Below are 11899 nucleotides of genomic sequence, written 5' to 3' on the forward strand. Positions count from 1 at the left end.
GCGGGCTGCAACGTAGGGGGACGTGAAGCAGTCCCGACCCGGAGGAGCCCCCGTGCGAACCCCCCTGCGTCTGGCCGCCGCGGCCAGTGCCCTGACCCTGATCACCGGATGCGGACTCTTCGGTGACGACAACGACGACGAAGAAGCCACCGACGCCGCGGAGGAGGTCGACGAGGGCGACTACGGCGAAGGCCCCTTCGTCAAGGAAGGCCTCTTCGGCGGCCTGGAGTTCGAGGCCAGAGTGGCGGTGCACCACGTGGAGCGCTGGGAGGACCGCAGTGTCCTCCGGTTCACCGTCAACGCCCTTGAGGAGACCGACGAGTCCTACGTGCTCGGACTGGACGCGTTCAACCGGAGCCTGGCCGGCAGCAACTACGCGTTCGAGCTGATCGACCCGGTCGGCGGCATGCACTACGCGCCCATGCAGAACTCCGATGAGCAGAGCATCGGCAGCATCATGCCCGACGCGTGGGTGCCCGAGGCCGACTACGAGATCGAGCTCCACTACCCGCCGGTGCCCGAGGACGTCGACCGGGTCTCACTGCACACCTCGAGCACGGCCGGCGAGTTCACCGGCATCCCCGTCATCGACGCCGAGCCCCCGGAGCAGCCGCCCTCGCACGACGGGAAACACGGCGACATCGAGCCCGGCGACACGGTGGAGCTGCAACTCAGGGACCACCAGCCCGCGGCCGACCCCGAGGAGTGGGCCAACGAGCTGCACGCGATCACCGAGGAGAGCGACCGCACCCGCACCGACGGGACCGGGCAGCGGACCGTGGGCCTGCACGCCGACGTGCTCTTCGAGTTCGACGAGGCCGAGCTGACGGGCGAGGCCGCGGACGTGCTGACCGAGATCGCCGACGAGACCCGGGCCGACGCGGACCCGGACGAACCCCCGATCGCCATCGTCGGCCACACCGACGGCCAGGGGTCGGACGACTACAACCAGGCCCTGTCCGAGGAGCGCGCCGAGGCGGTGCACGAGTTCCTGTCCGAGGAGCGCGCCGAGGCGGTGCACGAGTTCCTGTCCGAGGAGCGCGCCGAGGCGGTGCACGAGTGCCTGTCCGAGGAGCTCGGCGACGACTACGAGTACGAGACCGAGGGCCGGGGCGCCGACGAACCCGTCGCCGACGAGAGCGGGGACGAGGAGAACGACGTGGAGGAGGCGCAGGCCGCCAACCGCCGGGTGGAGATCTCCTACCGGCTCCTGGCCGAAGCCGAACGCGGCGAGGCCGACACCGGCGGGGACGACGACGGGGATGGCGGCGGTGGGTCCGCGGCTGGGGCCGACGTGGCGCCTCCGGCCCCGTTCCGCGAGGACGACGGCGAGGTGGTCGACAGCGGTTCCGGCACGTTCCTGAACGGCAACGCCGCCTACAACGTGCACGTCCACCCGATGTACCGCGACGGCGCCTACCTCGTGGGCGTCTTCGAGTTCGAGCACGGCGGGGGTTCCGGTGCGGTCCCGCCCATCTCGAACGTGATGGCGGGGGAGTACGGGGGCGGCCAGTTCACCCGCTTCTCCGTCTCGGCGGAGGGCACCGACGAAGTGCTGCGTGCGGTCCGGATCGGTGACCTGGAACAGGACGGCGACACGGATGCCGGCACCTACCTGTCCTCCCGGTACTTCAACACCCTGCCGAAATCGGACGAGGACCCCAAGCGCATGTTCGCCTACTTCCCCGCGCCGACCGGGGACGTGGACGAAGTGACACTGGACGCCGACCCGTTCGGGGAGTTCACCGTCCCCATCGAGTGAGCACCCCCGTACACACGTGTGGCCGCCGCCGGGAGATCCCGGACGGCGGCCACACGCGCGAGCGCGGAAGGGCTCAGGTGATCAGACCCGCGATGATCGGGTCGACGGTCACCGCCACGAACAGCAGCGCCAGGTAGGCGTTGGTCAGGTGGAAGAAGCCCATCGTCTTGAGCTTGGCACCGGTCACGCCCGCCCGGGAGCGGTTGTACATGCGGTGCGCCTGGACCAACAGCAGCACACCGAGCGCCAGGGCGACGCCGCCGTAGACGACGGTCGTGCCGGCCACCGGCCAGAAGATGAGGGAGACCGCCACGGTCGCCCAGCTGTAGAGCACGCACTCCAACAGCACCCGGCGGTCGGTGGCCACCACGGGCAGCATGGGCACGTTGGCGGCGGCGTAGTCCTCGCGGTAGCGCATGGCCAGCGCCCAGGTGTGGGGCGGGGTCCAGAAGAACACCACGAGGAAGAGCACGAAGGGCGCCCACGCCAGGCTGCCGGTCACGGCCACCCACCCGATGAGCACGGGCATGCACCCGGCGATGCCGCCCCACACGACGTTCTGGGCCGTGCGCCGCTTGAGCAGCATCGTGTACACGAAGATGTAGAACAGGATCGCGAAGGCCGACAGGGCCGCCGCGAGCCAGTTGACCAGGAGGGCGAACCCGACCGTGGAGCCGATCGACAGCACCAGGCCGTAGACGAGGGCCCCGCGGGGGGTGACCAGCTGCATCGCACCGGGACGCTGCCGGGTGCGGCGCATCTCACGGTCGATGTCGCGGTCGATGTAACAGTTCATCGCGTTCGCGCTGGCCGCCGACATCGTCCCGAACAGGAGGGTGGCGACCGCGGTCCACAGCGGCGGCACTCCCCCGGCCGCGACGAACATCACCGGGATGGTGGTGATGAGCAGCAGCTCGATGACGCGGGGTTTGGACAGGGCCACGTAGGCACGTACGTACTCGCCCAGGGAGGCCTTGCGGGAAGCCTCGGGGCTCGTGTCGTCGGTGCCGGCGGGGCCCGTCTGCTGGGCTCGGTCTGCGAGGGCCATCTACCGTGTCCTCACGGCCGGACGGCTACGCCGCAGTCGGGGCCCCACGGGGGGTACCGGCTCGGTTTCAGACACGCGGATACCTCGACAACTCTAGGGATTCTCGACACTGCTCGCCACGCGGGGTCGAACGGCCGCCCGGTGCCCGGACCGGCGGAAAACCCCGTCAACGACATACTGTAGTACTACTTCTCGCGGGCCGAGGACCAGCCCCCCGACAACCAAAGACCCTGGTCCGGCGGCCCGGAGTGTACAGCAGGGTCGCACAGGCCCCGAACGGCTGCCAGCGTGCCACGCGCCGCGCACGGGCGCCCCCGTCAGGGGCGTGCGGGCGGGCACACCACATTACTGGCTGGTAGTGCAAGGTGTCGGGCAACGACATCACCGACCACGAACGATAGGCTCACAGTTGGCCGAACCCGTCGTGGTTTCGCCGACCTCGGCGGCCGTCGCACACGGCGGCGTCGTCCGACGGGGCTCCTGAGCGGCGCTCGGCGGAACGGGCGCCCCACCCTCCTCGACGACACCCCTCTCGTCACCCGCGGCCCGCCTTCCGGGTCCGGTCCCGACGGCGCGGCGACGGCCCCGACACGCACGCACACGACCCACCCCGCCCACCGGGCGAACGGGTGCCCGAGAAGGAGACGACAGTCCGTGAACGCCCACACCCCGCAAGAACTGGAGTGGTCGGACCTCGACCTCCGCGCGGTCAACACCGTCCGCGCCCTGGCCATGGACGCGGTAGAGAAGTCGGGTAACGGACACCCCGGCACCGCCATGAGCCTCGCCCCCGCCGCCTACCTCCTCTTCCAGAAGGTCATGCGCCACGACCCGGCCGCGCCCGACTGGGTCGGACGGGACCGCTTCGTGCTGTCGGTCGGCCACTCCAGCCTGACCCTCTACATCCAGCTCTACCTCGCCGGTTACGGCGTGGGCCTGGACGACCTCAAGGAACTGCGCCAGTGGGGAAGCATCACCCCCGGCCACCCCGAGGTCGGCCACACCCCCGGCGTGGAGACCACCACCGGTCCCCTCGGCCAGGGCGTGGGCAACGCCGTCGGCATGGCCATGGCCGCCCGCCGCGAGCGCGGGCTGTTCAACCCCGAGGCCGGCCCCGGCGCCAGCCCCTTCGACCACCACATCTTCGCGTTCTGCTCCGACGGCGACGTCCAGGAGGGTGTCAGCCACGAGGCCAGCGCCCTGGCCGGCACGCAGAACCTGGGCAACCTCATCATGATCTGGGACGACAACCAGATCTCCATCGAGGACGACACCCGCATCGCCCACACCGAGAACGTGGTCGAGCGCTACAGCGCCTACGGCTGGCACGTCGAGGAGGTCGACTGGACCGCCACGGGCGAGTACGCCGAGGACATCGACGCCCTCTACCAGGCGATCCTGCGCGGCAAGGCCGAGACCGGGCGTCCCACGTTCATCCGCCTGCGCACCGTCATCGGCTGGCCGGCGCCGAACAAGCAGAACACCGGCGCGATCCACGGTGCGGCCATCGGCACCGACGAGATCTCCGCCACCAAGGAGATCCTCGGCCTGACCGACGAGGCCTTCCACGTGGAGGACGCGGTCATCGAGCACACCCGCAAGGCGCTGGACCGGGGCCGCCAGGCACGCAGCGAGTGGGAGAACGCCTTCCAGGCCTGGCGCCGCGGCGCGGGCGAGCACGGCGAGCTCTTCGACCGCCTGCAGTCGGGCAAGCTCCCCGAGGGCTGGACCGAGAAGCTGCCGTCCTTCGAGGCCGACGCCAAGGGCATGGCCACCCGCAAGGCCGGCGGCGAGGTGCTCAGCGCCCTGGCCCCGGAACTGCCGGAGCTGTGGGGCGGTTCGGCCGACCTGGCAGGGTCCAACAACACCACCCCCAAGGGTGAGCCCTCCTTCCTGCCCTTCGACCGGGCCAGCACGATGTTCCCGGGCAACCCGCACGGCCGTGTGCTGCACTTCGGTGTGCGCGAGCACGGCATGGGTTCGATCCTCAACGGCATCGCCCTGCACGGTCCCACGCGCCCCTACGGCGGCACGTTCCTGGTCTTCAGCGACTACATGCGTCCGGCCGTGCGTCTGGCCGCGCTCATGCAGCTGCCGGTGACCTACGTGTGGACGCACGACTCCATCGGCCTGGGTGAGGACGGCCCCACCCACCAGCCGATCGAGCACCTCTGGGCGCTGCGGGCGATCCCGGGCCTGGACGTGATCCGCCCGGCCGACGCGAACGAGACCGCCGTGGTCTGGCGCAAGGTCCTGGAGACCTCCGACCGCCCCTCCGCGCTGGCTCTGACCCGTCAGAACCTGCCCGTCCTCGACCGCGGCGAGTACGCCCCGGCCGAGGAGGCGGCCAAGGGCGGTTACGTGCTGGCCGAGGCCTCCGGGGGCTCCCCCGAGGCGATCGTGATCGCCACCGGCAGCGAGGTGCCGATCGCGCTCGAGGCCCGCAAGGAGCTCGAGGAGGCCGGCACGCCCACCCGTGTGGTCTCCATGCCGTCCGTGGAGTGGTTCGAGGCCCAGGGCGAGGACTACCGCGAGCAGGTCCTGCCGTCCTCGGTGCGCACCCGCGTGTCCGTGGAGGCCGGTGTGGCCCTGGGTTGGCGCGAGTACGTCGGCGACTCCGGCGTGTCGGTCAGCCTGGAACACTTCGGTGCCTCCGCCCCGTACGAGACCCTGTACGAGAAGTTCGGGATCACCTCCGCGGCGGTCGTCGCGGCGGTCCGCGACAGCGCCGCCAAGGCCGCCCGCTGACCGGACACCGGCCCGTAACGGGCCCCGCCCGGGTGGGGTCATCCGGCGGGGCCCGCCCCTGTCACCAGGGCGGACACCGCCCGTTGAGGAAGGCGCGAGAAAGATGAGCAACGAGGCACTGGAGTCCCTGAGCCGGGCAGGCGTGTCCGTCTGGCTGGACGACCTCAGCCGCGAGCGTCTGCGCTCGGGCAACCTGGCCGAGCTGATGTCGACCCACAGCGTGGTCGGCGTGACCTCCAACCCGACGATCTTCGACAAGGCGCTGTCGGAGGGCCACGCCTACGACGAGCAGGTCCAGGACCTGGTCGCGCGCGGGGTCTCGGTCGACGAGGCCGTGCGCATGCTGACCGGTTACGACATCCGGTGGGCCGCGGACCTCATGCGTCCGGTCTACGACTCCACCGACCGCGTCGACGGCCGGGTGTCCCTGGAGGTCGACCCGCGTCTGGCGCGAGACACCGAGCGCACGGTCGCCGAGGCCAAGGCCCTGTGGTGGCTCGTGGACCGCCCGAACGTGATGATCAAGATCCCCGCCACGGTGGAGGGTCTGCCCGCGATCACGCAGGTGCTGGGCCACGGCATCAGCGTGAACGTGACCCTGATCTTCTCCCTGGACCGGTACCGCCAGGTCATGGACGCCTTCATGGAGGGTATGGAGCTGGCCCGCGCCAACGGCCACGACCTGTCCCGCATCCAGTCGGTGGCGTCGTTCTTCGTCAGCCGGGTCGACACCGAGATCGACAAGCGCCTGGACACCATCGGCACCGACGAGGCGCTCGCCCTCAAGGGCAAGGCGGCCATCGCCAACGCCCGCCTGGCGTACGAGGCCCACGAGCAGGCCTTCGACACCAAGGAGTGGCGCGCCCTGGCCGAGCTGGGCGCCCAGCCGCAGCGCCCGCTGTGGGCCTCCACCGGTGTGAAGGACCCGGACCTGGACGACACGCTCTACGTCACGCAGTTGGTGGCGCGCGACACCGTCAACACGATGCCGCAGGCCACGCTGGACGCGGTGGCCGACCACGGCGTGATCGAGGGCAACACGGTCCTGGGCACCTACCAGTCGGCGAGGGAGGACTTCGCCGCTCTGGAGGGCGCCGGGATCAACCTCACCGACGTGTTCGGGGTCCTGGAGGACGAGGGCGTGCAGAAGTTCGTCGACTCCTGGGACAGCCTGCTCAAGGGTGTCTCGAACAAGCTCGACAGCCTGTCCTGACCCTCTCGGCGACCGGCTCCCGTACCCGCCCCGTGCCCGTGTCCCGCCTCCGGGGCGCGGGCACGGGGTCCGATCACCGTCCACCGGCCACTCTCGACAGGAAGCGTGAGTCAGCTTGAAAGAACCGGTGATGCCGGGAGCGGTACCGAACCCGCTCCGAGGCGCCCTGGACCGCCGACTGCCGCGTATCGCGGGCCCCAGCGTGCTGGTGCTCTTCGGCGTCACGGGGGACCTGGCCCGCAAGAAACTGCTGCCCGCCATCTACGACCTGGCCAACCGTGGGCTGCTGCCGCCGGGGTTCGGCCTGGTGGGGTTCGCGCGACGCGACTGGGAGGACCAGGACTTCGCGCACGAGGCACACGAGGCGGTGCGCAAGTACGCGCGCACCCCGTTCCGTGAGGACGTGTGGCGCCAGTTGAGCGAGGGTGTGCGGTTCGTCCAGGGCGAGCTGGACGACGAGGAGGCCTTCGACAGGCTGGCCTCGACGGTGCACGAGCTCGACGCCGAGCGGGGCACGGGCGGCAACTACGCGTTCTACCTGTCGTTGCCGCCGAAGTTGTTCCCGACCGTGGTCACCCAGCTCAAGCGTTCCGGGCTGGCCGAGCCCGAGCCCGGAGGGACCGCAGGGACGACACCGTGGCGCCGGGTGGTGATCGAGAAGCCGTTCGGGCACGACCTGGCCAGCGCCCAGGACCTCAACGCGGTCGTGGACGAGGTGTTCCCGCCCTCGTCGGTCTTCCGCATCGACCACTACCTGGGCAAGGAGACGGTCCAGAACATCCTGGCGCTGCGGTTCGCCAACACCCTGTTCGAGCCGCTGTGGAGCCGCAACTACGTCGACCACGTGCAGATCACCATGGCCGAGGACATCGGCGTGGGGGGACGCGCGGGGTACTACGACGGCATCGGTGCGGCCCGCGACGTGATCCAGAACCACCTGTTGCAGCTGCTGGCGCTGGTGGCGATGGAGGAGCCGCTCTCCTACAGCGCTGACGCGATCCGGGCCGAGAAGGAGAAGGTGCTCTCGGCGGTCTCCCTGCCCGAGGACCTGTCGACCGGGACCGCGCGCGGCCAGTACGCGGCCGGGTGGCAGGGCGGCTCGAAGGTGCCCGGTTACCTCGAGGAGGAGGGCATCCCCTCCGACTCCATCACCGAGACCTACGCGGCGCTGAAGCTGGGCGTGGACACCCGCCGGTGGTCCGGGGTGCCGTTCTACCTGCGCACCGGGAAGCGGTTGGGGCGCCGGGTCACCGAGGTGGCGCTGGTCTTCCAGGCCGCGCCCCAGCAGATGTTCCCGCGTTCGGACGTCAGCGAGCTGGGCCAGAACGCGCTCGTGCTCCGTATCCAGCCCGACGAGGGTGTGACGCTGCGTTTCGGGTCGAAGGTGCCCGGGGCGAGCATGGAGGTGCGGGACGTGAGCATGGACTTCACCTACGGGCAGTCCTTCACCGAGGCCAGCCCGGAGGCCTACGAGCGGCTGCTCCTGGACGTGCTCATCGGCGACCCGCCGCTGTTCCCGCGCCAGGAGGAGGTCGAGCTGTCATGGCAGATCCTGGACCCGGTCGAGGAACACTGGGCACGCTCGGGACAGCCCGACCAGTACGGCGCGGGGACCTGGGGCCCGGAGTCGGGGCAGGCCCTGCTCGCGCGGGACGGTCGCCACTGGCGGCGCCCGTGACCAGCCACGACCACGCCCGGAGGGTTCGATGACGCTCTACCTGCCGCGTACCACCACCTCGCAGATCACCGACGCGCTGATGTCGGAGCGCCTGAGTGTGGGCGGCGGTGCGATGAACATGGTCCTGACCCTGGTCATCGTCACCGACGAGGCCGACCACTACGACGCGGTGCGTGCGGCCACGGAGGCCGGGCGCGAGCACCCCTCGCGGGTGATCGCGCTGATCCGCCGCGACCCGGAGGCCGAGCCGGCCATCGACGCCGAGATCCGCCGACCGGGCACGTCCGGCCCGGGTGAGGCGGTGCTGCTGCGGTTGTACGGGCCGTTGGGTGAGCACCCGGACTCGGTGGTCACGCCCCTGCTGGTGCCGGACGCGCCGGTGGTGGTGTGGTGGCCGGGCGTGGGTCCGGCCGACCCGGCGTCCGACCCGGTGGGGCGCCTGGCCCAGCGGCGCATCACCGACGCGTTGCGTGCCGAGGACCCGTTGCACGACCTGCGAGAACGGGTAGCTCACTACCGTCCGGGCGACACGGACCTGACCTGGACCAGGCTGACGCCGTGGCGCTCGTTGCTGGCGAGCGTGATGGACCAGCCCAGCGGGTGGGTGACCTCGGCGCGGGTGACGGCCGAGCCGCGCTACCCGAGCGCCGAGCTGTTGGCGTCGTGGTTGTCCGAACGCCTGGCGGTCCCGGTGGAGCGCAGCACCTCGGACGGGCCCGGCCTGACCGAGGCGCGGTTGTCCACCGATCGGGGGGACGTGGTGATCTCCCGGACCGACGGCCGGACGGCGACCCTGTCGCGGTCCGGGCAGCCGGACCAGACGGTGGCGCTGGCCCGCCGCGGCGCGGCCCTGGCCCTGGCCGAGGAGCTGCGCCGACTGGATGCAGACGAGACCTACGCGAGCGCGGCCCGGCACCTGGGGGACGTGGCCGCTGGAAGCGGAGCAGGCAAGTGAGTGAACCGGAAGTGGTCCGCCACCCCGACGACGAGGCGCTGGCCTCGGCCGTGGCCGACGAGCTGGCACGGCAGATCCAGAGCGCGGTGGCCGAGCGGGGCGTGGCGCACGTGGTGCTGACCGGCGGGGGCATCGGCATCAAGTCGTTGATCAAGCTGAGGGAGGTCTCCGACCGCATCGGGTTGGACTGGTCGGCGGTGCACCTGTGGTGGGGGGACGAGCGGTTCCTGCCCGACCGGGACCGCGACCGCAACGAGACGCAGGCGTGCGAGGCGCTGATCGACCACGTCGGTGTGCCCTCGCACCAGGTGCACCCGATGCCCTCCTCCGACGGGGCCGACGGTGACCAGGTCGACCACGCCGGGACTCGGTACTCGCAGGAGCTGGCGGTGGCCGCGCGCGGTGCGGGCCCGGTCCCGGCCTTCGACGTGTGCCTGTTGGGCGTGGGTCCGGACGCGCACGTGGCGTCGCTGTTCCCGGGTCTGCCGCAGGTGCACGACGACGAGGCCGCGGCGGTGGGGGTGCACGACTCCCCCAAGCCGCCGCCGCAACGGGTGACGCTGACGCTGCCGTCGATCCGGGCGGCGCGCCAGGTCTGGCTGCTCGCGGCCGGGCAGAGCAAGGCCGATGCGGTGCGTCTGGGGCTGGCCGGCGGTTCGGTGGACGAGGCCCCGGTGGCAGGTGCCCGCGGGAGCGAGCGCACGGTGTTCTGGCTGGACGAGGACGCCGCCTCACGGATCTGAGGGTCCGGTGACGGACGACAGGCCCCGTTCCCCTTGGTGGGGAGCGGGGCCTTCGCCGTGTGCCCTGCCGTCGGGGATCTTGCTACCAGAGCCGATGTCAGCGCTGAAGTCTGCTCCGGTAGCAAGATCCCCGGGTGTCTCCTAGTGATCCGGGTGGCAGGTCAGGGCGTCCCGGGGCGGGCGGTCCTGCAGCAGGTAGGCGTCGACGGCATCGTCCACGCAGGCGTTGCGGCCCTCCCCGTAGAGGGTGTGGCCTGCCCCGTTATAGGTGATCAGGTCGGATCCGGGCATGGCGCGGTGCAGGTCCTCGGCCCAGGAGTAAGGGGTGACCGGGTCGCCGACGGTGCCCACGACGACCGCGGGCGGCGCACCGTCGAAGTCGGCGTCGTCGGGGATCTCCTCGGTGTCGGGCCAGTGGGCGCAGGGCAGTTGGTCCCAGACGGGGTCGGGGCCGAGCAGGGGTGCGACGTCGTCGGCCACCCGTGCGGCGTCGCGGTACTCCCACACGTCGGTGGGGTCCCGGCGGTCGGCGCAGCTGATGGCGGTGAGCGCGGCCTGGGCGTCGACGTGCTCGGCGCCGGGCTCGGGGGGTGCGGGGTCGCGGTCGCGGTACGTGCCGAAGGCGCCCTCGTAGAGCTCGGCGATCCCGTCCTCCACGGCGGGCCCGTCGTCCTGGGCCAGGGCGGTGAACAGGGCGGAGAGGTCGTCCCACTGCTCGTCACGCGGCAGGGCGAGGGTGAGCAGCAGGGAGAACATGTCGCCGTTGACCCCGACGCCGTCGACGAGCACGGGCTCGTACTGCAGCTCGGCGGCGGCCTCCTCGGTGAACTCGGTGGCGGTGCCCGGGTCGGTCAGCGGGCAGTCCGGTTCGGCCTCCGTGCAGTACTCGGTGAACATGCCCCAGGTGTCGCGGAAGGCGTTGGCGCGGCCGAGGGCGGTGTCGAGGCCGGAGCCGTCGAGCAGGACGGGGCTGTCCAGGACCATCGATCCGGTGCGGTCGGGGAAGGTATCGGCGTAGAGGGCGCCGATACGGGTCCCGTAGGAGTATCCGACGTAGTCGAGGGTCTCCTCGCCGAGGGCGTCGCGCAGCAGGTCGAGGTCGCCGACCACCCCGACGGTGCCGATGTGGGCGAGGAAGTCGTCCCCGACGACGTCCCGGCAGCTCTCGGCGTAGTCGCGGGCGGCGTTTTCGAGCGTGCGCAGCTGCTCGGCGCCGGTGGACAGGGGGTCGGAGGCGCCTGCGCTGCGGCGCGCGTGGTCGAGCGCGTACCAGTCCCCGCAGGCGAACCCCTCGCTGGCGCCGACGCCGCGGGGGTCGAAGGAGACCAGGTCGTAGGCGTCGCGGACGTCCTGGCTGAAGCGCGGGGTGTCCAGGCCCGCCAGGCCGGAGACACCGGGACCGCCGTAGTTGACCACGAGGGAACCCTGTTTCCGGCCGGCGCCGCCCTCGGCGGGGTGGCGGGCCACGGCCAGGTCGAGGGTGCGGCCTCCGGGGTCGTCGTGGTCGAGGGGGACGGTGAGGGTGCCGCACTCGAGGGCGGCGAGCCAGTCCCGGTCACCGCCGAGTTCGGTGAAGAGGGTGAGGTCCTCCTCGCTGTGGCAGGGCGCCCAGGCCACGTCCTGTCCGCGGAACCCCTCGTCGTCGGCGCCGGGCGCGCAGCCCGCGATCAGGACGGCGGTCAGAGCGATGGCGGCCGCTCCCCCGTGGCGCATGTGTGACCTCCCCGTGTGTGACCCGGCCCCCATCTTGTC

General features: G+C 71.4%; 8 protein-coding genes. 6 read left to right on the plus strand and 2 right to left on the minus strand.

Going from position 1 to position 11899, the window contains the following annotated elements; all coding sequences use genetic code 11:
* The first annotated feature begins 52 nt into the window (after nucleotides 1-52).
* Nucleotides 53-1762 (plus strand): OmpA family protein, encoded by a 1710-nt coding sequence (locus IDM40_RS13410; RefSeq protein ID WP_328807015.1) that lies wholly within the window; start codon nucleotides 53-55, stop codon nucleotides 1760-1762.
* A gap of 73 nt (nucleotides 1763-1835) precedes the next feature.
* On the opposite strand, the gene IDM40_RS13415 is transcribed toward IDM40_RS13410, so the two are convergent.
* On the minus strand, nucleotides 1836-2810 hold the full coding sequence (locus IDM40_RS13415; RefSeq protein ID WP_193122326.1) for a heme o synthase: 975 nt from the start codon (nucleotides 2808-2810) through the stop codon (nucleotides 1836-1838).
* A 654-nt stretch (nucleotides 2811-3464) separates the two neighbouring features.
* Here IDM40_RS13415 and tkt point away from each other — a divergent pair.
* The 5 genes from tkt to pgl all read left to right on the plus strand — a co-directional run bounded on the left by tkt (nucleotide 3465) and on the right by pgl (nucleotide 10147).
* Nucleotides 3465-5558 carry a transketolase gene (tkt, locus tag IDM40_RS13420; protein WP_193122327.1) on the plus strand — a complete coding sequence of 698 codons (2094 nt, stop codon included), beginning with the start codon at nucleotides 3465-3467 and terminating at the stop codon, nucleotides 5556-5558.
* A 103-nt stretch (nucleotides 5559-5661) separates the two neighbouring features.
* Nucleotides 5662-6771, plus strand: a complete 1110-nt coding sequence (gene tal / locus IDM40_RS13425; protein WP_193122328.1) for a transaldolase — start codon at nucleotides 5662-5664, stop codon at nucleotides 6769-6771.
* A 130-nt stretch (nucleotides 6772-6901) separates the two neighbouring features.
* Nucleotides 6902-8449, plus strand: a complete 1548-nt coding sequence (zwf, locus tag IDM40_RS13430) for a glucose-6-phosphate dehydrogenase (protein WP_193122329.1) — start codon at nucleotides 6902-6904, stop codon at nucleotides 8447-8449.
* Nucleotides 8450-8477: 28 nt separating this feature from the next.
* The gene (locus tag IDM40_RS13435; RefSeq protein WP_193122330.1) at nucleotides 8478-9404 is read left to right on the plus strand and encodes a glucose-6-phosphate dehydrogenase assembly protein OpcA; all 927 of its coding nucleotides are present in this window, start codon (nucleotides 8478-8480) and stop codon (nucleotides 9402-9404) included.
* Nucleotides 9401-10147: a 6-phosphogluconolactonase gene (gene pgl / locus IDM40_RS13440; RefSeq protein WP_193122331.1), complete on the plus strand. Its 747-nt coding sequence runs from the start codon at nucleotides 9401-9403 to the stop codon at nucleotides 10145-10147. The genes IDM40_RS13435 and pgl overlap by 4 nt, the downstream gene beginning before the upstream one ends.
* 141 nt (nucleotides 10148-10288) lie before the next feature.
* Here pgl and IDM40_RS13445 read toward each other — a convergent pair whose 3' ends face one another.
* A complete protein-coding gene (locus IDM40_RS13445; RefSeq protein ID WP_193122332.1) occupies nucleotides 10289-11860 on the minus strand; it encodes an alpha/beta hydrolase in 1572 nt (523 codons plus the stop codon).
* Nucleotides 11861-11899: the final 39 nt, after the last annotated feature.

The sequence above is a fragment of the Nocardiopsis coralli genome (genome assembly GCF_014892575.1).
Taxonomy (GTDB): Bacteria; Actinomycetota; Actinomycetes; order Streptosporangiales; family Streptosporangiaceae; genus Nocardiopsis; species Nocardiopsis coralli.